The 23,853-nt window shown below is 62.5% G+C and carries 22 protein-coding genes; 7 read left to right on the top strand and 15 right to left on the bottom strand.

Annotated elements, in window-relative coordinates:
- Positions 1-14: 14 nt before the first annotated feature.
- Both pepN and ABID19_RS25825 read left to right on the top strand, forming a co-directional pair.
- Positions 15-2,660, top strand: a complete 2,646-nt coding sequence (gene pepN / locus ABID19_RS25830; protein ID WP_354493739.1) for an aminopeptidase N — start codon at positions 15-17, stop codon at positions 2,658-2,660.
- Positions 2,661-2,875: 215 nt separating this feature from the next.
- Positions 2,876-5,203, top strand: coding sequence for a PAS domain-containing sensor histidine kinase (locus ABID19_RS25825; RefSeq protein ID WP_354493738.1), 2,328 nt, complete (start codon positions 2,876-2,878; stop codon positions 5,201-5,203).
- 99 nt (positions 5,204-5,302) lie between these two features.
- Here the strand turns inward: ABID19_RS25825 and ABID19_RS25820 are convergent, their stop codons facing one another.
- From ABID19_RS25820 to ABID19_RS25805, 4 genes are all read right to left on the bottom strand, one after another.
- Positions 5,303-8,257, bottom strand: coding sequence for a bifunctional [glutamine synthetase] adenylyltransferase/[glutamine synthetase]-adenylyl-L-tyrosine phosphorylase (locus tag ABID19_RS25820; protein WP_354493737.1), 2,955 nt, complete (start codon positions 8,255-8,257; stop codon positions 5,303-5,305).
- Positions 8,257-9,732, bottom strand: coding sequence for a sensor histidine kinase (locus ABID19_RS25815; RefSeq protein ID WP_354493736.1), 1,476 nt, complete (start codon positions 9,730-9,732; stop codon positions 8,257-8,259). Before ABID19_RS25815 ends, ABID19_RS25820 begins: the two co-directional genes overlap by 1 nt.
- Position 9,733: 1 nt before the next feature.
- Positions 9,734-10,408 (bottom strand): response regulator transcription factor, encoded by a 675-nt coding sequence (locus ABID19_RS25810; protein WP_164547000.1) that lies wholly within the window; start codon positions 10,406-10,408, stop codon positions 9,734-9,736.
- Between the two features lie 331 nt (positions 10,409-10,739).
- A complete protein-coding gene (locus tag ABID19_RS25805) occupies positions 10,740-12,275 on the bottom strand; it encodes a Do family serine endopeptidase (RefSeq protein WP_354493735.1) in 1,536 nt (511 codons plus the stop codon).
- A gap of 183 nt (positions 12,276-12,458) precedes the next feature.
- Between ABID19_RS25805 and ABID19_RS25800 the strand changes: the two genes are divergently transcribed.
- Together ABID19_RS25800 and ABID19_RS25795 are read left to right on the top strand one after the other, a co-directional pair.
- Positions 12,459-12,728 carry a CopG family ribbon-helix-helix protein gene (locus ABID19_RS25800; RefSeq protein WP_354493734.1) on the top strand — a complete coding sequence of 90 codons (270 nt, stop codon included), beginning with the start codon at positions 12,459-12,461 and terminating at the stop codon, positions 12,726-12,728.
- Positions 12,725-13,033: a type II toxin-antitoxin system RelE/ParE family toxin gene (locus ABID19_RS25795; RefSeq protein ID WP_354493733.1), complete on the top strand. Its 309-nt coding sequence runs from the start codon at positions 12,725-12,727 to the stop codon at positions 13,031-13,033. Before ABID19_RS25800 ends, ABID19_RS25795 begins: the two co-directional genes overlap by 4 nt.
- On the opposite strand, the gene ABID19_RS25790 is transcribed toward ABID19_RS25795, so the two are convergent.
- The 9 genes from ABID19_RS25790 to ABID19_RS25750 form a co-directional block, all read right to left on the bottom strand.
- On the bottom strand, positions 13,030-13,494 hold the full coding sequence (locus ABID19_RS25790; protein WP_354493732.1) for a cytochrome c-type biogenesis protein: 465 nt from the start codon (positions 13,492-13,494) through the stop codon (positions 13,030-13,032). The two genes, ABID19_RS25795 and ABID19_RS25790, sit on opposite strands and share 4 nt — an antisense overlap.
- Positions 13,491-15,482 (bottom strand): heme lyase CcmF/NrfE family subunit, encoded by a 1,992-nt coding sequence (locus ABID19_RS25785; RefSeq protein ID WP_354493731.1) that lies wholly within the window; start codon positions 15,480-15,482, stop codon positions 13,491-13,493. Before ABID19_RS25785 ends, ABID19_RS25790 begins: the two co-directional genes overlap by 4 nt.
- Before the next feature lie 5 nt (positions 15,483-15,487).
- Positions 15,488-15,931, bottom strand: a complete 444-nt coding sequence (gene ccmE, locus ABID19_RS25780; protein WP_095486555.1) for a cytochrome c maturation protein CcmE — start codon at positions 15,929-15,931, stop codon at positions 15,488-15,490.
- A 3-nt stretch (positions 15,932-15,934) separates the two neighbouring features.
- On the bottom strand, positions 15,935-17,092 hold the full coding sequence (ccmI, locus tag ABID19_RS25775; protein WP_354493730.1) for a c-type cytochrome biogenesis protein CcmI: 1,158 nt from the start codon (positions 17,090-17,092) through the stop codon (positions 15,935-15,937).
- Positions 17,093-17,208: 116 nt separating this feature from the next.
- On the bottom strand, positions 17,209-17,649 hold the full coding sequence (locus ABID19_RS25770; protein WP_354493729.1) for a hypothetical protein: 441 nt from the start codon (positions 17,647-17,649) through the stop codon (positions 17,209-17,211).
- 173 nt (positions 17,650-17,822) lie between these two features.
- Complete coding sequence (locus ABID19_RS25765) at positions 17,823-19,274, bottom strand: ATP-binding protein (RefSeq protein ID WP_354493728.1); 1,452 nt, start codon at positions 19,272-19,274, stop codon at positions 17,823-17,825.
- Positions 19,258-19,923, bottom strand: a complete 666-nt coding sequence (locus ABID19_RS25760) for a response regulator transcription factor (protein WP_292217009.1) — start codon at positions 19,921-19,923, stop codon at positions 19,258-19,260. The genes ABID19_RS25765 and ABID19_RS25760 overlap by 17 nt, the downstream gene beginning before the upstream one ends.
- Before the next feature lie 70 nt (positions 19,924-19,993).
- Positions 19,994-20,293, bottom strand: coding sequence for a hypothetical protein (locus ABID19_RS25755; RefSeq protein WP_354493727.1), 300 nt, complete (start codon positions 20,291-20,293; stop codon positions 19,994-19,996).
- 175 nt (positions 20,294-20,468) lie between these two features.
- Entirely contained in the window at positions 20,469-20,879 is a 411-nt protein-coding gene (locus tag ABID19_RS25750; RefSeq protein ID WP_354493726.1) for a DUF3168 domain-containing protein, read from the bottom strand.
- Positions 20,880-21,073: 194 nt separating this feature from the next.
- On the opposite strand from ABID19_RS25750, the gene ABID19_RS25745 reads away from it, so the two are divergent.
- The 3 genes from ABID19_RS25745 to ABID19_RS25735 all read left to right on the top strand — a co-directional run bounded on the left by ABID19_RS25745 (position 21,074) and on the right by ABID19_RS25735 (position 23,035).
- Complete coding sequence (locus tag ABID19_RS25745) at positions 21,074-21,331, top strand: hypothetical protein (protein WP_354493725.1); 258 nt, start codon at positions 21,074-21,076, stop codon at positions 21,329-21,331.
- A gap of 48 nt (positions 21,332-21,379) precedes the next feature.
- Positions 21,380-21,571: a hypothetical protein gene (locus ABID19_RS25740; RefSeq protein WP_354493724.1), complete on the top strand. Its 192-nt coding sequence runs from the start codon at positions 21,380-21,382 to the stop codon at positions 21,569-21,571.
- A 366-nt stretch (positions 21,572-21,937) separates the two neighbouring features.
- Positions 21,938-23,035 (top strand): sensor histidine kinase, encoded by a 1,098-nt coding sequence (locus ABID19_RS25735; protein WP_354493723.1) that lies wholly within the window; start codon positions 21,938-21,940, stop codon positions 23,033-23,035.
- Between the two features lie 42 nt (positions 23,036-23,077).
- On the opposite strand, the gene ABID19_RS25730 is transcribed toward ABID19_RS25735, so the two are convergent.
- The gene (locus tag ABID19_RS25730; RefSeq protein WP_354493722.1) at positions 23,078-23,344 is read right to left on the bottom strand and encodes a DUF1488 family protein; all 267 of its coding nucleotides are present in this window, start codon (positions 23,342-23,344) and stop codon (positions 23,078-23,080) included.
- Positions 23,341-23,613: a hypothetical protein gene (locus ABID19_RS25725; protein WP_354493771.1), complete on the bottom strand. Its 273-nt coding sequence runs from the start codon at positions 23,611-23,613 to the stop codon at positions 23,341-23,343. Before ABID19_RS25725 ends, ABID19_RS25730 begins: the two co-directional genes overlap by 4 nt.
- Between the last annotated feature and the right edge of the window lie 240 nt (positions 23,614-23,853).

The following is a 23,853-nucleotide window of genomic DNA, read 5'->3' as shown; positions in this document are numbered from 1 at the left end:
AGGAAACCCACGGAATGCGCACGGACACCGGCCAGGTCTTCAAGCTCGAAGACTATCGCCCCACCGACTATCTCATTCCGGAAACCAGCCTGACTTTCCGCCTGTCGCCAGAGGCCACCCGCGTCGTTGCCGTGCTGACGGTCGAACGTCGCGGCGGCATAGCGGCGTCGGTGCCTCTGGTGCTGGATGGCGATGGGCTGACGCTCACCCGCGTCGCAATCGACGGCCGCACACTTGCGCCGACGGATTTTTTTGCCACGCCCGATCAGCTGACGATCACCGCGCTGCCCGCAGCACCCCGCTTCCAGCTCGTGATCGAAACCGAGCTGGCGCCGGCACACAACGAAGCCCTGATGGGCCTCTATCGCTCCAGCAACGTCTATTGCACGCAATGCGAGGCCGAGGGCTTTCGGCGCATCACCTATTTTCTCGACCGACCTGACATCCTGTCCGTCTATACGGTGCGCATCGAGGCGCTGCGGCATGAGGCGCCATTGCTTCTTTCCAACGGCAACCCAGCGGGCAGCGGCGAACTTGCCGACGGCTGGCACTACGCTAGATGGCACGACCCCTTCCCCAAGCCGTCCTATCTGTTCGCGCTGGTGGCAGGCGCGCTCGGCAAGGTCGCCGACAGCTTCGTCACGCTGTCCGGCCGCGAGGTCGAGCTCGGCATTTATGTCGAGCCAGGCAAGGAAGGGCTCGCCGGCTATGCCATGGACGCCCTGAAACGGTCGATGAAATGGGACGAGGAGGCGTTCGGCCGCGAATACGACCTCGACGTCTTCAATATCGTTGCCGTATCCGACTTCAACATGGGCGCGATGGAGAACAAGGGCCTCAATATCTTCAACGACAAATATGTGCTGGCCGACCAGGAGACCGCGACGGACGCCGATTTCGCCAATATCGAGGCGATCATCGCGCATGAGTACTTTCACAATTGGACCGGCAACAGAATCACTTGCCGCGACTGGTTCCAGCTTTGCCTGAAGGAAGGACTGACGGTTTTTCGCGATCACGAGTTTTCCGCCGACCAGCGCTCGCGAGCGGTGAAACGTATTGCCGAAGTGCGCACGCTCAGGGCGCATCAGTTTCCCGAAGATCAGGGACCTCTGGCGCATCCGGTGCGGCCGCGACGCTACCGCGAGATCAATAATTTCTACACCGCGACGGTCTACGAAAAGGGCTCGGAAGTCGTGCGCATGATCCGCACCATTCTCGGCGCCGAGACGTTCCGGGCCGGCCTGGACCTCTATTTCGAGCGCCATGATGGCGAGGCTGCGACGATCGAGGACTTCATCAAAGTGTTCGAGGATGCGTCCGGCCGCGACCTGTCGCAATTTTCGCTCTGGTACCATCAGGCGGGTACGCCCAATCTGACGATCAGTTCGACGCACAATCCGGCAGCCCAGGAATTCACACTCGAGATCGAGCAGTCGGTGCCGCCAACGCCGTCCGAAAGCCGCAAGCGGCTGATGCACATTCCGCTGGCCTTCCGCCTGGTCGGCGCCGATGGCAAGGCGATGGCCTTCAGCAGTGTCGAGGGCGCCAGCGTCGAGGACGGCGTCATCCATATCCGCAAGCGCCGGCACATGGTGCGCTTCTCGGGCGTTGCCGAGCGCCCAGCGATATCGCTCAACCGAGGCTTCTCGGCGCCGGTGACGCTTTCCGTCGAGCAGAAGCCCGACGATCAGTTCTTTCTTGCCGGCCACGACGACGATACCTTCTCGCGCTGGCAGGCGTTCAACACGCTTTTGACCGACGCGCTGATATCAGCCTTCCGCCAGGTCCTCGGCGGCAAGCGGCCCGGTTTCGCATCACGGCTGACCAAGCTCGCCGGCAAAATAGCCGGCGACGGGACACTCGAGCCGGCCTATCGGGCGCTGGCTTTGGCGCTTCCGAGCGAAGCCGACATTGCTCGCGACATCGGCAAGAACATCGACCCCGATGCCATCTTCTCGGCTCGCGAGGCGCTGACGGCCGCGATCGCCGGGGCCAACCGAGAGATATTCTCCGATCTCTACGATCGACTTGCCGACAAGGCCGCTTTCAGTCCGGATGCGGCGAGCGCCGGGCGCCGGGCGTTGCGCAACATCCTGCTCGATTATCTCTCGCTGCTGCCGGGAGGTGCGGCGCTTGCGGCTCGGCATTTCCAGTCCGCCACCAACATGACGGACCGCGCCGCTGCATTGACCGTGCTTGCGCTCCGTCACAGCGGTTCGCCCGAGGCGGTCAAGGCACTGGCCGACTTCGAAGTGAAATATGCGACCGATCCGCTGGTGATGGACAAATGGTTCCAGATCCAGGCCAGCGTGCCCGGCCCGAAAACCATCGATGCGGTACGCGCTTTGACCGGCCATCCGGCGTTCTCGATGACCAATCCGAACCGGGTGCGTTCGCTCGTCGGCACGTTTTCCAGCGCCAACCAGACCGGCTTCCACCGCACCGACGGCGAAGGCTATCGGTTTTTCGTCGAAACGGTCCTGCAGGTGGAAAAGCGCAACCCGCAGCTGGCCGCCCGGCTGGCGACAGCCCTCAGATCATGGCGCTCGCTCGAACCCAGCCGTCAGGCCAAGGCAAGGGAAGCGCTGCTATCGATTGGCAATGCCGAGAACCTATCGGCCGATTTGCGGGATATCGTCGAGCGGACCTTGGCGTAAAGCATCCTTTACCTTCTCCCCTTGTTGGAAGAAGGAAAGGCCGAGCGCTGCTGAGCGCCATCATCGGGCGGGAAAAACCATTATTTTAGTCGATTTTTAATCTTTTTTCGCCGCGCCTCTGGACAAGGCGAATCACCTTTGATTCTTTAGCTGAAGATTCGGAAGTGCGGCGTCGCCGGATCGTCAAGCAGATTTGAAATCGGGGAGAGCCATTTATGGCGAAGGCGGACGCGTGGGGCGCGCCCGGAGGGACGGCTTTTGAGCGGCGTGAGGCGAGACGCGACGGTCTCGCCGGTAACGCTCGGCTCATCGCCGAACCCGCCTACCGACGGCTCCTGGCAGCCGAGCCGTTGTTGCGCCGATCGATACCGGCCCTGATCATCGTTTTCCTGCTGGTCATCGCTGCGCTGCGGTTCTTGTCGCTGATGAACGAGCGCGACGACGTAGAACGCGACGCCAAGGCGATCCTCTCGCTCGCGGCGGGCCAACTTGCCAGTTCGATTACCGTCAATGCCAACCTGACCTCAACGCCCGGCGCGACGCAGGACCTGTTGGAGGGCATCAGCCGTCTGGGGGCCATGGGCCGGAGCCACGTGCTTGCGGCCACCGACGGGGCGTTCAAGATCGTTGCCGTGACACCGCAATCGACGGGCTGGAAGGGGCGGTCGCTCGACGCCATAGCCCAGGGCGGTCAACCGTTATTCATGTTCGGCGAGCGCGCCGGGGTGATGGAGGTCAGCATCGGTGGCCAGGACTGGTATGCGGCGGTGAGCCTGGCAAATGCCAGGAACGGTGCTGCCGCAGCGCTCGTTCCGCAGGAAGCGGTCTTCGAGGCGTGGCGAAAGACCGTTTCGCTCAACGTCACCCTGTTTGTGCTGACAGCCGGCGTGCTGATCATCGTCCTCTACGCCTATTTCGGCCAAGCGGCGCGCGCCCAGGCCGCCGACCGCATTTATCTCGAAGCGCACCAGCGCATCGATATGGCGCTGGTGCGCGGTCGCTGCGGCCTGTGGGACTGGGACATGGTGCGCGGCAAGATGTACTGGTCGCGCTCGATGTATGACATGCTAGGCTATGAGCCCTGCGACACGATGCTGTCGTTCGGCGAGGTCGACGAGATCATCCATCCCGAGGACGGCGACCTGTTCCAGCTCGCCAACAGAATCGTCGCACGCGAGATCGATCACATCGACCAGGTGTTCCGGATGCGCCATGCCGACGGACAATGGGTGTGGATGCGCGCAAGGGCGCAGGTGATCGACCCGGAAGCGCCGGAGATCCAGTTGATCGGCATTGCCGTCGACGTCACAGAGCAGCGGCACCTGGCGCTGCGCTCCGAGGCAGCGGATCTTCGCTTGCGAACGGCTATCGAAAACATCAACGAATCCTTCGTGCTCTGGGATTCGACCCAACGTCTGATCATGTGCAATTCCAAGTACCAGCAGGACAATGGCCTGTCGGATCGCGATGTGATGCCGGGCGCCTCGCGCGCCGTTCTGGAAGAACGCATGCTCGCCTTCGCGTCGGAGCGCCGGCTTGCCAACCTCAACGGTCAGCAAGGCGGCGTGACCTTCGAGCGGCAGCTTGCTGATGGCCGCTGGCTGCAGGTGAACGAGCTTCGGACCAGGGACGGCGGCACTGTCTCGGTCGGCTCGGACATCACCCAGATCAAGCTGCACCAGGAGAAGCTGGTCGACAGCGAGCGCCGGCTGATGGCGACGATCCACGACCTCAGCCTTGCCCGCCGGGCGGAGGAAGAGCGGTCGCGCGAACTGGTCGAGCTCAATCGCAAATACATGAAGGAAACCGAGCGCGCCGAGGCCGCGAACCGGGCCAAATCCGAGTTCCTGGCCAACATGTCGCATGAGTTGCGCACGCCGCTCAACGCGATCATCGGCTTCTCAGAGCTGATGGAACAGGCGCTGTTCGGGCCCTTGGGTTCACCGCGCTACGAGGAATATGCCACCGACATCAACGGCAGCGGCAAATATCTGCTGGGCGTCATCAACGACATCCTCGACATGTCGAAGATCGAGGCCGGCCAGTTCTCGATGGATCAGGAAGAAATCGACCTCTGCCCACTGATGAGGGAAACGGTGCGCGTCATCTCGCTGCAGGCGGCGGAAAAATCGATCACCGTCGAAACCCGCATCCCCGATTCACTGACGCTGTTCGCCGATCGCCGGGCGATCAAGCAGATCATCATCAACCTCCTGTCGAACGCGGTGAAATTCACCGGCCAGGGCGGCCGCATTGCGGTAAGGGCTCGCAACACATCCAGCGCTCTGGTGCTGACGATCGAAGACAATGGCTGCGGCATCCCGAAGGAGGCGCTGAGCAAACTCGGGCGGCCGTTCGAACAGGTGCAGAACCAGTTTTCCAAGAGCCATGCCGGCTCCGGCCTTGGCCTCGCCATCTCACGCTCGCTGGCCGAGCTTCAAGGCGGCGCCCTGAAAATCCGGTCCACCGAAGGCATTGGCACGATCGTGTCGGTGCGCATTCCGATCAAGAAGGTGGCGCAGGCAGTCAGGGCCGCCGCCTGACCCCTCTGTTGTCGTGAAGGAGTTGGAACTTTCGGGAACGCCGGAGGGACATTGCCCCGATGTTATTCGAAACAGCCGTTTGGCGTTGTGCCGTCACGGTCACTTCGCACGAAGCAAAAGGTCGAAATCCTTCCTGACCTTTTGCGACGTCTCCTTGAGGTGCGCTTCCAGCACACTGAAATCCGGCAGGTCGGTGACCGCCAGAAGCAGATCTGAGAGCCCCGGCGGCACGTCGTCTCGTTCGAATACGCCGGTGAGGCAGAGCCGTATCCTCTGGGTCAGCGCCAGATAGAGCGCATAGGCATCGCAAAGCTCCTGCCTGACCTGGGCCTCGGCGAAATCCGGCGCCAGCCTCGACAGGACTTCCGCTGTCCCGGTGACACGGCGGCCGGCTTCGACCTTTCCCGTGATCGCCGCCACCTGCGCGATGAATTCGAGATCGATGAGACCGCCGGGGATCAGTTTGATGTCCCAGAGATCGCGCGGCGGCTTCTCCTTCTCGATCATCGCACGCATCTCGGACGCCTCGGCCATCACCTTGGCGCTGTCGCGCGGCAGGGCAAGCACCGCTGCCACCTCGGCCTCGACCTCGGCGCACAGCGCTTTATCGCCACCGATCGCGCGAGCCCTGGAGAGCGCCATATGCTCCCATGTCCAGGCGTCCTTGCGCTGGTACTTCTTGAAGGCATCGACATGAGTGGCCACTGGCCCCTTGTTGCCGGACGGCCGAAGACGAAGGTCGAGCTCGTAGAGAACGCCCTCGGCGGTCGGTGCGGACACGGCCGATATCAGCCGCTGCGTCAGCCTGGAGTAATAGTGGGACGGGGCGAGCGGCTTGTCGCCGTCGGATTCTTCGGCATCGGTGTCGTGATCATAGAGCAGGATGAGGTCGACGTCGGAGCCGGCCGTCAATTCGCGGCTGCCGAGCTTGCCCATGCCGAGCAGCGCAACAGTGCCGCCGGCGATGCGACCGTGGCGGAGCGCGAACTCGGCGATCACTGCCCGCAGCGCCGCATCGATGGTGAGATCGGCCAGATCGGAAAAGGCGTGGCCGGCGCGGGCCGAATCGATCGAGCCGGCAAGCAGCCTGACGCCGATCAGGAATTTTTGCTCAGACGCAAAGATGCGCAGGCGGTCGAGCACGTCCTCATAGGCCCTGTCGCCTTCGAGGAAAGCAGCGAGACGCGCCGAGAGATAGGCGCGGTCCGGCAGTTCGGTCAAAAGGGCCGGATCCAGAAGACCATCGAACACATGCGGCCGGCGCGTGATGATAGCGGCCAGCCGAGGAGCCGCGCCCATGATCGTCGCCAGCAGCTTCAGCAGGGCTGGATTGGACTGCAGCAGCGAGAACAGCTGGATGCCGGCGGGCAGGCCGGCAAGGAATTCGTCGAAGCGTATCAACGCCTCGTCCGCCCGGCGCGTCTGGCCGAAGGACTGTAGCAGCGCCGGCGTTAGTTCGGTCAGCCGCTCGCGCGCCTCGGCCGACTGGGTGACTCGATAGCGGCCGAAATGCCAGCCGCGGATGACACGGCAGATGTCACTTGCCCGCTGGAATCCCAGACTTTGCAACGTCCGCAAGGTGTCGGGATCGTCGACATCGCCAGTAAAGACCAGGTTGCCGATGCCCGCCGAGAGCTCGGGCGCGGTTTCAAAAAGTGCGGCGTAGTGGCGTTCAACCTGATGAAGTGCGGCACGGAACGCCTTGGCAAAGGCCGTGGCATCGGCAAAGCCGAGCATACGCGCTATGCGTTCAAGCCCTTCGTCGTCTTCCGGCAGTATATGGATCTGCTCGTCGGCGACCATCTGGACGGCATGCTCGACGCGGCGCAGGAACCAGTATTGCCCTGTGAGCGCGTCGCACGCCTCGGTCGTGATCCAGCCGCGTGCCGCAAGCTGGCCAAGCATCGGCACGGTCTCGCGGCCGCGCAGCTCGGGGAAGCGGCCGCCGGCGATGAGCTGCTGGGTCTGGACGAAGAATTCGATCTCGCGAATGCCGCCTCGGCCGAGCTTGACGTTGTGGCCCTTCACCGCGATCTCGCCATGCCCCTTATGGGCATGGATCTGGCGCTTGATCGAATGAACGTCGGCAATCGCCGCGTAGTCCATGTATTTGCGCCAGATATAGGGCTGGAGCTCCTTCAGGAACGCAGCACCGGCGGCGAGGTCGCCGGCCACCGGACGCGCCTTGATCATGGCGGCGCGCTCCCAGTTCTGGCCGCGCGCTTCGTAGTAGCGCAGTGCGGCCTCGACCGGGATCGCCAGCGGCGTCGAACCGGGATCGGGACGAAGCCGGAGGTCGGTGCGGAAAACGTAGCCGTGTTCGGTGCGGTCCTGGAGTATGCGGACCAGCCGGCGCGTCAGGCGCGAAAACAGCTCCGTCGCATCGAGCGGATCGACGACGGCAGGGGCCTGCGGGTCGAAGAAAACGACGAGATCGATGTCGGAGGAGAAGTTCAGCTCATGCGCGCCAAGCTTGCCCATGCCGAGCAAGATCCAGCCCGATTGGCGCGCCGGATCCTCGGGATCCGGCAGTTTGAGCTTGCCCTGACCGTGCGCGTCGCGAAGCAGGAAGTCGACAGCAGCGCGGGTACAGGCGTCGGCAAGATCGCTCAGCCGCCGCACAGTAATGGCGGTTTCAGCCTCGCCTGCAAGATCGGCCAGCGCGATCAAGACATGCGCTTCCGCTTTCCATTGGCGCAATTCCATCATCAGGCGGCTTTCGGAGATGGCTTCACCTCGCGCGGCCTTGTCGATCGCCGCGCCGATCGCAATCAGCCGGGCCTCGACCGTCCCATCGAAAAGCGCATTGAGAATCTCAGGGCGGCGGCGCACTGTGTCGCGCAGAAACGGCGACAGGTCGAACACCGCGGCAAGGAAATCCTGGACGGCGCCCCTGCCGGCCAGGAATTTCGCCAACCGGGTAAGCCCCTCCTCCTGCGCGGTGGAAGCGATCTCAGACAATTCCCGCCGGGCTTGGCTCTGATCCAGGGGCACGAGCTTTGCGACCGGCTTCAAGAGCCAGCTGGTCTGTTCCGCAGCCGCTTTCACTGCCATCAGCGATCCTCCCGTTCGGGAAAGCTCATGACTACCGACAATCCAGGATTGCCCGGCAGAAGATCGAGCCGCCCGTTGTGGAATGTCATAATAGCCTTGGCGAGGCTGAGGCCCAGGCCGGAACCCGGCTGCGAGCGGCTTTTTTCCAGCCGCACAAAACGCTCGGTCACCCTGGCGCGGTCGGCATCGTCGGGAATGCCCTGGCCATTGTCGGAGACGGAAAGCTTGATCTCGCTGCCGGCGCGTTCAAGCGCAACGCGAACGGTGGGCCTGGCGGTCGAGTCGGTCGAATATTTGATCGCGTTGTCGACAATGTTCGACAGTGCCTGGCCGATCAGCTCACGATTGCCTTCGACCACGAAGGCACCCTCCACCGAAGTCTCAAGTGTTACCCCAGCCTCCTCCGCCACCGGCTCGTAAAGCTCGACGACATCGCGCACGGAGGCGGCCAGATCGACCCGGCTGGTGCTTTCGGAGGAATAGCCCGCTTCCAGCCTGGAGATCATCAAGATGGCGTTGAAGGTCTTTATCAGCTGGTCGGACTCGGCGATGGTCGCTTCCAGCGCCTGCCGGTAGTCGGTGGTCTTGTGCTTGCCGGAAAGCGTCGCCTCGGCGCGGTTGCGCAGCCTGGTCAGCGGTGTCTTCAGATCGTGGGCGATGTTGTCGGAGACCTGCTTCAGCCCTTCGTTGAGCGTGGCGATCCTGGCCAGCATGGAATTGAGGTTTTCGGAGAGACGGTCGAACTCGTCGCCCGCGCCGGTGACCGGCAGCCGGCCGGAGAGATCGCCGCCCATGATGCGGCGACTCGCTTCCGACACCGAGTCGATACGCTTCAGCGCCGCGCGCCCGACAAAGAACCAGATCAAAAGCCCGCCGAGCCCCATCATGCCCAGCGCCAGCATCAGCGCGCGGCGGATGACGGCGCGGAATCGCTCCGGCTCGCCGAGGTCGCGACCGACCAGCATGATCATCTGATTGGGCAGGCGCAGCACCAGCGCAATGGCATTATGGCCCTTCTCGCCTTCCGTCTGCACTTCGCTCTCGCCGGATTGCGTCTCGTTCTCGTCTGCCACAGGGTTGCGTTGCCGCTCCAGCGCGCCCTCGCCGAAGCGCCGGTAGGAGAACGGACGAGTGGTCCAGCCCTCTGCCTCGAGCACACCCGGCTCCAGGCTCTGCACGTTTCCGGTCAAGATCTGGCCGTTGACATCGGCGATCAGGTAGAGATTGGCGCCGGGCTGGCGGGAGCGCTGCTCGACCACGCGCACCAGAACCGGCAGGCCGCCGCGCTGATAAGCCCGGGCGAGGCCGAGCACTTCGTCGTTGATGGTCTCCTGCGTCTGCGCGGTCAGCATGCGCGCCGACAGAGAGGTCATGTAGAAGACGAGCAGCACCGCGCAGATGGCGAACAAGAGGAGATAGAGCGCCGAAAGCCGCGCTGCCGTCGTCTTCATGATAGCCGGCATGGAAAGAGCCATACTAGCCGCTCTTGAGCATATAGCCGGCGCCACGAACCGTGTGCAGGATCGGCTTGTCGAAGCCCTTCTCGATCTTGCCGCGCAACCGCGAGACGTGAACGTCGATGACGTTGGTCTGCGGATCGAAATGGTAGTCCCAGACATTTTCCAGCAGCATGGTGCGCGTCACCACCTGGCCGGCATGGCGCATCAGATATTCGAGCAGGCGGAATTCGCGCGGCTGCAGCGTGATCTCGCGCGCCGCGCGCCGCACCGAATGCGAGAGCCTGTCAAGTTCGAGATCGCCGACCCGGTAGACAGTTTCGGCTTCCCTGGCGCTGGCACGGCGGTTCAGCACCTCGACCCGGGCAAGAAGCTCGGAAAAGGCATAGGGTTTGGTCAGATAGTCGTCGCCGCCGGCACGCAAGCCGGTGACCCGGTCGTCGACTTCGCCGAGCGCCGACAGGATCAGCACCGGTGTCGTGTTACCCCTGGAGCGCAGACCGGCGATGACCGACAGGCCGTCGCGGCGCGGCAACATGCGGTCGACGACCATCACGTCATAGTCGCCGGAATCAGCGAGCGCGAAGCCGGTTTCGCCGTCGCCGGCGACATGGGCGGTGTGTCCGGCCTCGGTGAAGGCTTTCTGGAGGTAATCGGCCGCTTCGCGATCGTCTTCTATGACGAGAATCTTCATGGGACCGTTATACGCGATTTCGCTGGAAGATTGAGTGGCCGGCATATGCATCGTGGCCTCACCTGAGCGTATCGCGAACAAAGTGATTCAAGGATACGCGGTAAGTCTTTGTTTTGGAACGCCGTCGCCGCAATGACACCGGCTCCCTCGGCGCAAGATCGAAGCAGGCTTTCGGGCGGCATGTTCTGTGGTTTGAGCGGCAGCGGGCGATGGGAGCCCGCTGCCGCTGGGGCGGAACACGATGACTGACTGACTAACGTATCCGGCCCCGTACTTTCCCGTGCGGCGGCTCGGGATATTTGAAACCACCGCACCGGAAACGTCTGGGGCGTCAGCCCTTGGCGACAGGCAGCGCGACGAAGCGGTTGCTGTCGTCGCGGCTGATCTGCATCAGCACCGCCTTGCGGCCCGCCTTCACCGCATCGGCCATTGCCTTGGCGACGTCGTCGGTGCCATTCACCTCCGTGGAATTGACCGAGGTGATGACGTCGCCGGGCTGGATGCCGCGATCGGCGGCATCGCTGTCGGGGTCGACATCGGTCACCACAAGCCCTTTGCCATCGTCGGATCTGGTGACGGTGAGGCCGAGATCTGCCAGCGTGTCGGCCTTTGGCGGAGCGGAAGGCTGCTGGTCGGACGAGGCCTGCTTGTCGCCCGAAGGCAGCGTGCCGAGATCGACCTTGACGGTTTCACTCTTGCCGTCACGCCACACGGTGACGTCGACCGATTTGCCGGGTTGGTAGGCGCCGATCAGACGGGCGAGTTCCTTCGGCGAAGCGACGTCCTTGCCGTCCACCTGAGTGATGACGTCACCGGCTGATATACCGGCCTTCTTGCCGGGACCATCGTTCTGGGCGCTGGAAACGAGCGCGCCCTTGTCGGACTTCAGCCCCAGCGATTCGGCGATTTCGGAGGTGACCGGCTGGATCTCGACGCCGAGCCAGCCGCGCTGGACGGTGCCGCCCTTCATCAGATCCTGCACGACCTGTTTGGCGGTCGAGGCGGGGATGTCGAAGGCGATGCCGACGCTGCCGCCGGACGGGGAGAAGATCGCGGTGTTGATGCCGATGACCTGGCCGTTGAGGTTGAAGGTCGGGCCGCCCGAATTGCCGCGGTTCACCGAGGCGTCGATCTGGATGAAGTCGTCATAGGGGCCGGCGCCGATGTCGCGGCCACGGGCCGAGACGATGCCGGCGGTGACAGTGCCGCCGAGGCCGAACGGATTGCCGACGGCCACGACCCAGTCGCCAACGCGAACCTTGGAATCATCGGCGAAGTCGACATAAGTGAACTTGCCGTCGCCTTCGACCTTGAGCACTGCGAGATCGGTGCGCTGATCCGTGCCAACCAGCTTGGCGTCGAGTTCCTTGCCGTCATGCATCACCACCGTGAAGGACGATCCATCTCCGACGACATGGTTGTTGGTGACGAGGTAGCCATCCTCAGAGATGAAAAACCCGGACCCCTGGGCGATCGGCCGCGGCTGGCGGTTGTGGTCACGGCGTCCGAAACGACGCATTCCATCCTGGCCATCCTGATCGCCAAAGCCACGGAACTCCCTGAAGAAACGGCGCAATTGCGGATCGTCGGGAAGGTTGCCGAAGCCATCAAGTGGATCGGAGCCGTCGTCAGCGGTCGATTCGATCTTGGCTTTGACGCGGACACTGACGACCGCCGGCGAAACACGCTCGACGACGTCGGCGAAGCTCGGAACCTGCGGCGCCTCGACACGCACGGCTTCGGCCATAACCGGGGCCGTCCCGGTGGCAACCGCGCCGAAGCCGATCGCGCCGGCAATGGCCACTGAAGCGACGGCAGCCATCAGGCGTTTGCGGGTGCGGGGATATGAACTGGGGGCAATATTCATGGGTCTCGTATCCTCTTTCAAGGGATGCGCTTCGGTCGGCATCCTCAGGCAAGAGAAATATAGGGGCGCACATTACGGCGCCATTTCCGGTGCATGAAACTTTCGTAATGTATTGGCACGGACCGCTTGGTTGCGCCCGCCCGTTGCCTTATGTTGTACACAGTTCAGCACAAGGCTTTCACTATGACCGCAAGCGCCACCATGACGATTCGGGTTTCGTCCGAAACCAAGCTGAAGCTGGAGCGGATCGCCGCCGACACTCGGCGCAGCAAATCCTTCCTCGCGGCCGAAGCGATATCGGCCTATGTCGATCGCGAGCTTGAGATCATCGAAGGTATCAAACGTGGCATGGCCGACGCGGCAGCTGGCCGTGTCGTGGCCCACGACGAAGCCATGGCGGAAATCGACGCCATCATCGAAGCAGCGGAAGCCAAGCGCGCGGACAAGGCGTGAAGCGGTTCGTCACCTGGTCACGAGAAGCGCTGGACGACATCAAACAGCAAATCGCCTTCATCGCGCGGGACAATCCAGCCGCTGCCAGACGCCTTGCGGATCGCCTTCGTGACACGGGTCGCGGTCTTGGCGATATGGCGACGGGCCGGCCTGGCCGGGTAACAGGCACCTATGAGAAGCCAATCAGCCGCCTGCCCTACGTTGTTGCCTATGAGTTGCGGCCGATCGCCGGGCGTGAGAGCGTCATTATCTTGCACGTCATTCACACGTCGCGGGACTGGCCGCCGGAGGAATGGCCGAGTTAGTTACCCAGCATCTTGTCCAACGCTGCCTTCTCCTCGGCGGTGAGCACGGCCGCAGGCGCTGAGCGGCGCCAGCGGGCGCCGAGCACGATGAAGGCGCCGCCGACAAGCAGCAGGAATACCGGCGTGCCCCACAACAGCGCATTGCGCAGGCTGAAGCGCGGCTTCAACAGCACGAACTCGCCATAGCGGGAAACGATGTAGTCCATCACCTGCTGGTCGGTGTCGCCGGCGACGAGGCGCTGGCGCACCAGCACGCGGAGGTCGCGGGCAAGGTCGGCATCGGATTCGTCGATCGACTGGTTCTGGCAAACCATGCAGCGCAGCTCCTCCGAAAGCGTCCGCGCCCTCGCCTCTAGCGCCGGGTCGGCCAGAACCTCGTCGGGCTTCACCGCAAGTGCGGCGCCGGCAAACAACAGCGTCAGCAGCAGGACCAGCGAGGCCAGCGAGAATCTTGCGGTCATGGCAGGCTCGCGGAAGCCACGGCGCCCGTCGACTTGCGGCGGCGCGACGGTGCCCCGACACGCAGGCGCCGGTCCATGAGCGACATCGCAGCACCTGCCATCATGACAAGGCCGCCGCCCCAGATCAGCGTCACCAGCGGCTTCCACCATAGCCGCACCACGACGGAGCCGTCGGCCCCCTCGTCGCCAAGCGAGAGGTAGAGTTGGCTGAACCCAATCGTCTTGATACCGGACTCGGTCGTCGTCATCTGTCGGACCGGGTAGGAGCGCTTGGATGAGGTGATTACGGCAGTTGTGCTTCCATCAACGCCGAGCAGGGCGAAGCGGCCGCGATCCTCGCTGTAATTAGGCCCCTGGGCCGGATAAAGCCCTTCGAAACGCAGCGTATGGCCGGATAATTGCACGGTCTCGCCTGCATGCATCGACAGGATCTTCTCGGTACCGAAGCAAAGTGTGCCGACGATGCCCAGCGTCGTCAGCCCGAGGCCGAGATGGGCGAGCCCCGTGCCGAAGACCGACCGCGGCAGGCCGGCGAAGCGCCTGAGCATAATGCCGGGCGCGACAGCGCCAAGGCCGGACTTGACGGCAATATCGGTGAGCGCGCCGCAGATCAGCCAGAAGGCCAGGCCGACGCCAAGCGCCGCGAACACCGATGCGCCATCGATGAACAAGGCCGTCACCAGCGTAGCCAGAAGCGCTGCGGCGAAGGCCGCCATCAGGCGTTGAGCGACAGCGAAGACGTCGCCGCGCTTCCAGGCCAGAAGCGGCCCGAACGGGACCACGACCAGAAGCGGCACCATCAGCGGGCCAAACGTCAGGTTGAAGAACGGTGCGCCGACCGAAATCTTGTCGGCTGAAACGGCCTCGACCGCCAGCGGATACAGCGTGCCGATCAGCACGGTAGCGGTGGCCGTGGTCAGGAACAGATTGTTGAGGACCAATGCCCCTTCGCGGGAGATTGGATGAAACAGGCCACCGGCCGTCAACCTGGAGGCACGAAAGGCAAACAACGCCAAAGATCCGCCGATGAACAGTATCAGGATGCAGAGAATGAACACGCCGCGCGTCGGATCGGTGGCGAAGGCGTGGACGGAAGTCAGCACACCGGAGCGCACCAGGAATGTGCCGAGCAGCGACAGCGAGAAGGTCAGGATCGCCAGCAGCAGCGTCCAGATCTTCAGGGCCGAGCGCTTTTCCATGACGATCGCCGAATGGAGCAGCGCCGTGCCCGCCAGCCATGGCATGAAGGAGGCGTTCTCGACCGGATCCCAGAACCAGAAACCGCCCCAGCCAAGTTCGTAATAGGCCCAGTAGGAGCCCATGGCGATGCCGCCGGTCAGGAACATCCAGGCGACCAGCGTCCATGGCCGCACCCAGCGTGCCCAGGAGGCATCGATGCGGCCTTCGATGAGGGCTGCTACCGAGAAGGAAAAGCAGATCGAGAAGCCGACATAGCCGAGATAGAGCAACGGCGGATGGATGGCGAGGCCGAGATCCTGCAGGATCGGATTGAGATCGCGGCCCTCGATCGGCGCCGGATTGAGCCTGGCGAACGGATTGGACGTCGCCAGGATGAACAGGAAGAAGGTGACGCCGATCGCCCCTTGCACAGCCAGTACGTTGGCCCGAAGCGTCGCGGGGAGATTGCTGCCGAAAACGGCGACGAGCGCGCCGAAGAAGGTCAGGATCAGCACCCAGAGCAGCATCGAGCCCTCGTGATTGCCCCAGGTGCCGGTGATCTTGTAGATCAAGGGCTGCAGCGAATGCGAGTTGTCCCAGACATTGGCCACCGAAAAATCGGACGTTGCATAGGCTATCGCCAGCGCCGCGAAGGACAGCGCGGTCAAGGCAAAGCCCGTCACCGCGACCGGTCCGCCGACGGCCATCATCTTCTGGTTGTTCAGGCGCGCGCCCAACAGCGGCACCAGCGTCTGTACCAAGGCCAGCGCGAATGCCAGGACCAGCGCGAAATGTCCGGTTTCAACCAAGGCCGTTACTCACTTTTGCTTTCCTGCCACACGCCCTTGGCCTTGAGGCCGTCGGCCACCTCCTTGGGCATGTAGTTCTCGTCATGCTTGGCCAGCACGCTGTCGGCGACGAAGACGCCGTCCGGACGAAACGTGCCTTCGGTGATGACGCCCTGCTCCTCGCGGAAAAGGTCGGGAAGAATGCCGGTGTAGGTGACCTTGACCTGCTTCTGGTTGTCGGTCACCGAAAAGGCGACGGTGGCTCCCTGGCCGCGTTCGATCGTGCCTTTTTCGACGAGGCCGCCTAGCCTGATGCGCTGGCCGGGCTGCAGGCTGGCGGTGGTCAGATCGGCGGGCATGTAGAAATACGAGGCCTTCTGGCCGAGCGCGTAGAAGGTCAGTCCGGTCGCGGCACCGAGAAAGGCCAACCCTCCAGCGATCACCGACAGTCTTTTCTGCTTGCGCGTCATGTTTTACTCCGTCGCCGTCAGGCCAAGCGAGACGGCAAAGGCGGTGAATTTCTTCGCTTCGTCACTATCGGAGCCAAAAACGGCGATACCGCGATTGAGCGCGTCACGCGCCTGATCGGCCTTGCCCAGCACGACATAGGAACGAATAAGCTGCATCCATCCTTCCGCATCGCGCGGGTTTTGCCGCAGTTTTTCATCAAGGCCTGCGACCATCGTGTTAATCATCGCTTCCCTGTCCTGCGGCGACATCGACGAGGCGGCATCGACATCCCCGGCGCCGACATCCCCGGTGCTTGGGCCTTTTGCAGGCTCTCCCGAAGCGACGCTCCGCTTGGCGGATTCGGCAAGCGCCTGCTCGACGGCGCTGCGCCAGGCTGAGTCCTGCGGCGGCAAGGCGCCAAGCATTTTCTGCCAGGCCGCTGTCGCCTCCCCAATGCGGCCTTCCTGCGCCATGCCCATCGCGAGATAAAAGCTGGCCTTCGGATTTGCCGGATCGAGCTTCAACGCCGCCTCGAAAGCGGCCTGAGCGTCGGCCGAAACAATGCCGCCCGCCGCACTGGCGATCGCCTCGCCGAGGCCGGCCTGCCGAGCGGCGCTGTCGCCGTCGAGGCGAATGGCGTTGCGATATGCCGTCACCGCGTCGGAGAACCGCTGCATGCGCAGATAGATCGGCGCCAGAACGTCCCAACCCCTGCCGTCGGACGGATTGGCGGCTAGATGGGCCTCGGCACGTGCCACCAGCTCCTCGACGGAACTGTCGGCGGGATTCTTGGCCAGCCGCTCGCTGAGCGGCTGCGAAGGCAGATCGGGCGAGCCAAGCTGGCTGTACAAGCCCCAGCTGACCAGCGGCACCACCAGCACGGCGGCGGTCGCAACCAACCTGGTCGCCATCGACGGCTGCCGCGCCGCGGTCTTGTCGGCCGGATCGGAATTGTCCAGGCGCAGGATGCGGCGGGCGATTTCGGCACGCGCCTCTTCGGCCTCGGTCGGCTGGATCAAGCCACGCGCCACATCCCGGTCAAGCTCCGACAGCTGGTCGCGATAGACTTCAAGGTCGTGCTCGCTGCTCGCCGAACCACCCTTTGGGCCGCCGGCCAACGGCAGCAGAACCGCCAGGCTTGCACCCAGCGTGAGAACGGCAGCTATGACCCAGAACAGCATGCTACTTCCAATAGCGGCAGAGCCCTGCCCTGCCAACACTGGCATCCTGCGACGCTTTGACGGCAGGCGCGCCGCAAGTCCATGATTGATGTCAACCGGACCTATCCGGCCCGTCGCTATGTCAGCGGCGTCCAACTGCCATCGGCGTTGCGGCATGCGGTCCCGCGCGCGGTGGCGCCGGCGGCACCGGTAAAGACCGTGTGGGTGTACTGCCGACAGTCCTGCGAGCCGACACGATAGGGCTGGGCGGGCACGACTTCACCGTAATGCGTCGACCGATCGCTCTTCCACGTCACTTTCTGACCGCTCGTGGTGTACTCGAGCGCCTTGTATTCAGCCTCCAGCGCCTTGCGTTTTTCGGGGTCGCTCAAGCCGGCACCAACCGATCCGCTGACGAGGCCTCCCCCCATCGCGGAAATGATCGTCGTCGCGATCTTGCCGCTACTTGGCGGCGTCGCAGCAGGCTGTGGCGCGACCGTGGCGCCCGGGCCTTTGCCCAGCGTCGTGCACCCGGAAACGGCCAGCAGTACGGAAATGAGCGCGACGCGAATCTTCATGCCAACAACCGGTTTTCTTGAGTTAGAGCTGAGAGCCGCGCAATCGGGGAGGTCGGCGTGGACATAGTGTTGATGTTTGTCGGAAATTTGGCCGCGACCGACGGCTCCGGGACCAATCGACAAGCCGCCATATCACGCATCGCCGATCAATTGTCGATTTGCCCCTGCAGGCATCACTGAAGGCTCCGCAATTGAACCACCGCCTTCAATCCGCCCATACTCGACCGTTCCAGAGCCAGAACGCCTCCATACTCGTTGACGAGGTCGGCGACAATGGCAAGCCCAAGCCCAGTCCCCGGCTTGGTCTCGTCGAGGCGGCGTCCGCGCTTCAGCGCCTCGCGGGCCTTGTCTTCGGGAATGCCTGGGCCGTCATCTTCGATGCTGATCTCGAACAGATTGACAGCACCGTCCTTGCCAGCGCCACTCTTCTTGCCGGAGATTGGTGTCACCGACACGGCGACCGCGCTCTTTGCCCATTTCATGGCGTTGTCGAGCAAATTGCCAAGCAATTCTTCCAGATCCTCGCGTTCGCCGGCAAAGACGATGTCGACCGCCGGCAACGAAAGCGAGAGAGCGGTCTGCGGGTTGAGTTTTTGCAGCACGCGCACCATGCGCTCGACCAGCGGTGTCACCGGCGTACGATAGACGACGCTGTCGCGTTGCGCCGCGACGCGGGCCCGCTGCAGATAGTGGTCAACCTGCTTCTGCATGGAGGCAGCTTGCTCGGCTATCAGCTTGCCCTTGGCGCCGCCGAGCGCTCGCCCCTCGTTGATCAAGACCGCCAGCGGCGTCTTCAGCGAATGGGCGAGGTTGCCGACCTGCGTGCGCGAGCGCTCGACGATACGCTTGTTGTTTTCGATCAGCGCGTTGGTCTCGTTGGCGAGCGGCTCGATCTCAGCCGGGAAGCTGCCGTCCAGCCTTTGCGCGGTTCCTTCGCGCACCATGGCGAGCGCGTTCCTGACCCGGCGCAATGGCTGCAGGCCGAGCAGGATGGCGATGGCGTTGATGGCGATCATGCCGACGCCGAACAGCGAGAGATAGGTCAGCAGGCGACGCTGGAAGGCGCCGATTTCCTGCTCTAGCTCGGTCTGGTTACCCATGACACGGAAGCGCGCGGCGCGATTTTTCGCGTCGAGAACGAATTCGCTCTCGAACACCTCCAACTCCTCGCCATCGATGCCTTCGGTGGCATAGCTGCGCTGGAAGCTGGCATTGAAAGGGACCTCGGCAACGCTTGGCGACGGGATCGTCTTCGTCATCGAGGAGGAGTGCAGATCACCGCGCACGCCTTCCGACGCAGGCTCCACCGACCAGTACCAGCCGGAATTCGGCTCCGAGAACCGGAGATCGCCAAGGTCGGGAGCACCGGTCAGCGAACCGCCTTCCGACACGCCGACCGAGCCGATCAGATTGAACAGATGCGCCGACAACAAGCTGTCGAAACCGCGTTCGTTCGCCTGGCGATAGAGCGTCGTGATCAACGTGAAGATGACGATCAGGGTGAGTATGGCCCAGACCGTGGAAAACGCGATCACCCGAAACGCTAGCGAACGCGGCCAGAACCGCAGTGAAAGCGGCGTCCTAGCAGTCTGTTTGAGCGGTTCCGCCTTACGCCTCCGGCTCACGCATTCGATAGCCCATGCCGCGAACGGTTTCTATCATGTCGATGCCCATCTTCTTGCGAAGCCGTCCGACAAAGACCTCGATTGTGTTGGAATCGCGGTCGAAATCCTGATCGTAAAGATGCTCGACCAGTTCCGTCCGGGACACCACCTCGCCCATATGGTGCATCAAATAGGCAAGCAGGCGGAATTCGTGCGACGTCAGCTTCAGCGGCACGCCGTCGACATCGGCCTTGGAGGCCTTGGTGTCGAGCCGCAACGGACCGCAGGTCAACTCCGACGACGCATGGCCGGCCGCGCGCCGGATGAGCGCTCGGACCCTGGCCAGCACCTCTTCGATGTGGAACGGCTTGGTAACGTAATCGTCGGCGCCGGCGTCGATGCCAGACACCTTGTCGCTCCAGCGATCGCGCGCCGTCAGGATCAGGACCGGCATCTTGCGACCGCCGCGCCGCCAGCGCTCGACCACGCTGATGCCGTCCATCTGCGGTAAGCCGATATCGAGCACGACGGCGTCGTAGGGTTCGGTGTCGCCGAGGAAATGCCCCTCCTCGCCGTCAAAAGCGCGGTCGACGACATAGCCTGCGTCGAGCAGCGCGTCCGATATCTGCCGATTGAGATCCTTGTCATCTTCGACGACCAGTACGCGCATGCGGGGATCAACACCTGTTGAAGAATTGGTCAGATATAGGCCGATTCCGGCACACTGGGAAACGGTGCGATCAATTCTGCGGAACGACGATCTCGGTGCGGCGCGGACGCTGTCCGTCCTTGCCCGGAACCAGCACGACGATGACGCAGACCGGCTGACCACCGCGGGTCGACTGCGATGCCTTGGCCAGCGTGCCGCCATTCTGCTCGGCAACCTGCTGACCGATCGCGTAGCAGTCGGAGGCAGCCAGTACGACCAGCCGCTTCTGCTCCGGCATGACGACCGGCAGCGCCGTCGCCTGCGACACGAACAGACCGGCCGCAGACAGCGCCAGTATCGCGGTTCGGAAGTGGGAGCGAAGCGTTCTCATGATCAGCGTTCTAACGCATCGGTGCTGAACGTGAAATGAACAGTGAACGCCTTGCAGCACATGCCTATCTCACCCCCTGAAATGCGAGACAACCGACCTTATGAATTCGCCGCTCCAACCCGGCGAATTCATCAACGCGCAGTCTAAACTGTGTTGCAGCCATATTGAAAGCGCGTCAGGCGTTTTCTTCCGTCACGGCGCGAAAGCGCAGCAGCCCGTGATAGGCTGAAACGTCCTCGTCGTAACGGGCCTCGGTGAATTCGAGTTTGAGATTGACGCGGTGATGCTCGTCGAGCGCGAGGGGCGCATCATCGAGGCGGGCACTGACTAGGCCCATCGCATCGAGCATTTCTTTCCTCGCCTCGGACTTCGACCAGAAGTGCAGCGTGAAAAGCTGCTCGGCATCGTTCTCGACGCCTGTTGTCCAGTCGTAGACGCTGGTCCGGCCGTAAGCGACATAGGGAAACGGGACATTTTCCGGGGCGTGATCGAACAGTTTTGCACCGCCCAAGGCCGCTGACAGGAAACCGTCACCATTCAGCGCTTCGAACAAGGCCTTCTGCAACGCGGCGGCCGGCGCGGTCATCGTCTTCTCCCCTCGCCCGTCACAGCTGAACAGGCCTTCACGCCGTCAGCGATTCCTGCTCACAGCGTAGCCGGGATGAAGTTCTGGCGCCAGATCACGGGATTTCGAGTGCCGCGGCCTTTCGCGTCAGGGACGTCTTGCGGATGATAGCTAACCCACACCTCTCATTTGGCGTGCAAGGAGTTGGAAAAACGATGCTATCAAGGCGTCAGATTCTTCTCTGGACATTCGAGGTCGTTTTCGTGCGCGAGCCATCGCAGCTGCCTGTCTTCGGAAAGCTTGGGCTCAAGGCACCGGTTGCAACCGCGGCGGCACCGACCATGTCGAAGAGCATGATGGTGATTCACATGCGTAAGCTTTTGTCTTCACACGGAGGCCTGGTCTTGAAGCTGTCCGTCGTCGTGTGGACGGTCCTTGTCCTGGCGGCAGTGTTCTACGTCACGCAGGCCTGACCAGTCGACATCCATCGATCGGGGGCGGAAACGAAAAAGGATGCCGGGATGGCAAACCGCTACGCACTGCGCATGGAGCATCCGCACAGCTGGACCGTCTTCGATGTCTTCACCGGCCAACCCGTCGAGCTCAAGCACCAGGTCATGGTCGGCATGGACACACGCGATGCGGACGCGATGGTCGATCGGCTGAACAGCCGAGACGTCAAGCGACGGGCAAAGGCGGACCGCAAGCCCTGATCCTGCCGCCAGTTGTCTGCTCCTGCCGCACCGATCAGCCGACTCGGCCTTACCGAGGACAAACTGTTGAGCTTCGCAGCTACGTCTCATGGCGTCCTGTCAGACCGCGCCAAGGTGATTGATTGCCATCGGCCGGATACTGACATAGGTTGGAGCGTCGTCCGCATCGTGCAGGCATACGGACGGTTGAAAGAGTCGATCACGCTTTCGCCCATGAGGGATCAAGCGTATGTCGCTCGACAAAACAGCGAATTCCAGCCACCTCGGCGTTCTCAGCAAAGTCCTGGACGGTCATTGTTCTGCGACCGGCCTAGACACTGACGGCTTTCGCCAATCCTCGACCCAGGATCGGATCGCCTCGACATCATGATCTATCCAGTCGACAAACTTGAAGACGCTCAAACGCTTGCCCAAGCGATTGTCAACACGATCCCAGAACCGTTTCTCGTTCTGGACGACCGGTTTCGCGTGCTCTCGGCGAGCAGGGCCTTCTACAGCACCTTCAGGGTCGATCCCGAACAGACAGCCGGCTGCCTGCTCTATGCACTGGGCGACGGCCAATGGGACATACCGGCGCTTCGTCTGCTGCTGGAAACGATCATTCCCCAGAAGACATCGATGGATGGCTTCGAAGTCGAGCATGATTTTCCCAATCTCGGGCGAAGGACCATGCTGCTCAACGCCCGCAAGGTGATCTACGACAACAACCCAAGCTCGACGATCCTGCTTGCCTTCATGGACGTCACGGCCCGGCGCGCGATCGAGCGTGAGAGGGCGGAATTGCTGGTGCAGGCAGAAGAGTTGCTACGTCAAAAGGAAATCCTGCTGCAGGAAATGCAGCACCGTGTTGCCAACAGCCTGCAAATCATCGCCAGCATCCTGTTGCTGAAGGCGCGAGCCGTAACCTCGCTGGAAACACGCCAGCATCTGCAGGACGCGCATCAGCGCGTCATGTCCGTTGCCGCCGTCCAGTCCCATCTCCATTCATCGGGCGGCATCGACCAGATCGAGGTCAGTTCGTATCTGTCCAAGCTTTGCAGCAGCCTGGGCTCCTCCATGATCGGCGAGACGCAGCCGATCGAGATCAGGGTTATGGCCGAGGATGGAAAGATCGCGTCCGACAAGGCCGTCAGCATCGGCCTGATCGTCACCGAACTGGTATTGAACGCCATCAAATATGCATTCCCGACCCACAGGGCTGGCGCGCTGGTGCTGGTGACTTATGAAATTAACGCCTCGGACTGGAAACTGGTCGTCTCCGACAATGGCGGCGGCAAGATCATTCGCGATCCCGCCATGGCAAAGGGCGGCCTGGGAACGGCCATCGTCGAGGCGCTGGTAAAACAACTCGACGGTACGATGGAGTTTACCAGCGGTGCATCGGGCACCCTCGTTTCGATCACGCATGCCACGTTCTCGTCGCGCATGCCGCAGGCCACGGCGCCGGCAACGACTGTCAATTAGGACCGATCCAATTTTACCGAACCGAAAGTTCGGGATCATGGTCTAACGAAAATCGGCCGCCGTCAGCACATATATGCTCTTGCGCGTGCGGGCATAGGCATTCCTGGCGATTTCATAGATGGAGTTGGAGGCGGTGTCGAACGCCGCCAGATAGGTGGCTTCGGCAGTTGGGGCCTCTGGGGGTGCCTTCGAGATGGCATCCGCGGCGACAGAGAAGGAAATCTGGAACATGCCGTCATGGCCGACGAAGCGGATGCGTTTGCCCGCCTCGTCGTAGCTGCGGCTTCGATTGGGAAATGTCAGGCTCATGACTTGACCTCCGTTGATGCGACGTCTGCTTTCTTGACCGCTCGCGACGCCCGCTTTTTCTTGGGAGCGACGGGATTGAGGGCCTCCGCGGCGCGGTCGGCCTCTTCCTTGGCCAGCCGCAGCGCCCGCAGCCTTGCCGTCTTGATGATCCTGGCTTTGGCTTCGGAAACATATTCGGCCGTTGCCTGATTACGCTCCGCGGTTTTCTTCTGCTTTTCCATGAAGCGCGCTTCAGCTTTCTCCATGATATTCTGACTGAATTCCGCCATCGATAAAATCTCCTTCTTGATTGAGATTATGAAAGTGAGTTTCCCATCTAAAATAGGTACTCGGAGCGGAAAAATCAATTTCGGGATTATTTTATGTTCATCGAATTCCTGAAAATGAAAATGCCAAATAATACTATTCAATAGTTTCCGACAGAGGACGAATATTTTTTGGCACTCCTATCTATCGAGTGCCAGAACGCCTATACAAGGGCGTGGCCGCCTACGCCGGCCCCAGAAAGA

The organism is Mesorhizobium robiniae, from assembly GCF_040545535.1.
Classification (GTDB): domain Bacteria; phylum Pseudomonadota; class Alphaproteobacteria; order Rhizobiales; family Rhizobiaceae; genus Mesorhizobium; species Mesorhizobium robiniae.
The sequence above is the reverse complement of the archived record's forward strand: the minus strand, read 5'-3'. Positions and strand labels throughout refer to the sequence as shown.

Coding starts and splice junctions, on each gene's coding strand:
- pepN (WP_354493739.1), top strand. CDS start 15: ATGCGCACGGACACCGGCCAGGTCTTCAAGCTCGAAGACTATCGCCCC.
- ABID19_RS25825 (WP_354493738.1), top strand. CDS start 2,876: ATGGCGAAGGCGGACGCGTGGGGCGCGCCCGGAGGGACGGCTTTTGAG.
- ABID19_RS25820 (WP_354493737.1), bottom strand. CDS start 8,257: ATGGCAGTGAAAGCGGCTGCGGAACAGACCAGCTGGCTCTTGAAGCCG.
- ABID19_RS25815 (WP_354493736.1), bottom strand. CDS start 9,732: ATGGCTCTTTCCATGCCGGCTATCATGAAGACGACGGCAGCGCGGCTT.
- ABID19_RS25810 (WP_164547000.1), bottom strand. CDS start 10,408: ATGAAGATTCTCGTCATAGAAGACGATCGCGAAGCGGCCGATTACCTC.
- ABID19_RS25805 (WP_354493735.1), bottom strand. CDS start 12,275: ATGAATATTGCCCCCAGTTCATATCCCCGCACCCGCAAACGCCTGATG.
- ABID19_RS25800 (WP_354493734.1), top strand. CDS start 12,459: ATGACCGCAAGCGCCACCATGACGATTCGGGTTTCGTCCGAAACCAAG.
- ABID19_RS25790 (WP_354493732.1), bottom strand. CDS start 13,494: ATGACCGCAAGATTCTCGCTGGCCTCGCTGGTCCTGCTGCTGACGCTG.
- ccmE (WP_095486555.1), bottom strand. CDS start 15,931: ATGACGCGCAAGCAGAAAAGACTGTCGGTGATCGCTGGAGGGTTGGCC.
- ccmI (WP_354493730.1), bottom strand. CDS start 17,092: ATGCTGTTCTGGGTCATAGCTGCCGTTCTCACGCTGGGTGCAAGCCTG.
- ABID19_RS25770 (WP_354493729.1), bottom strand. CDS start 17,649: ATGAAGATTCGCGTCGCGCTCATTTCCGTACTGCTGGCCGTTTCCGGG.
- ABID19_RS25760 (WP_292217009.1), bottom strand. CDS start 19,923: ATGCGCGTACTGGTCGTCGAAGATGACAAGGATCTCAATCGGCAGATA.
- ABID19_RS25755 (WP_354493727.1), bottom strand. CDS start 20,293: ATGAGAACGCTTCGCTCCCACTTCCGAACCGCGATACTGGCGCTGTCT.
- ABID19_RS25750 (WP_354493726.1), bottom strand. CDS start 20,879: ATGACCGCGCCGGCCGCCGCGTTGCAGAAGGCCTTGTTCGAAGCGCTG.
- ABID19_RS25745 (WP_354493725.1), top strand. CDS start 21,074: ATGCTATCAAGGCGTCAGATTCTTCTCTGGACATTCGAGGTCGTTTTC.
- ABID19_RS25740 (WP_354493724.1), top strand. CDS start 21,380: ATGGCAAACCGCTACGCACTGCGCATGGAGCATCCGCACAGCTGGACC.
- ABID19_RS25735 (WP_354493723.1), top strand. CDS start 21,938: ATGATCTATCCAGTCGACAAACTTGAAGACGCTCAAACGCTTGCCCAA.
- ABID19_RS25730 (WP_354493722.1), bottom strand. CDS start 23,344: ATGAGCCTGACATTTCCCAATCGAAGCCGCAGCTACGACGAGGCGGGC.
- ABID19_RS25725 (WP_354493771.1), bottom strand. CDS start 23,613: ATGGCGGAATTCAGTCAGAATATCATGGAGAAAGCTGAAGCGCGCTTC.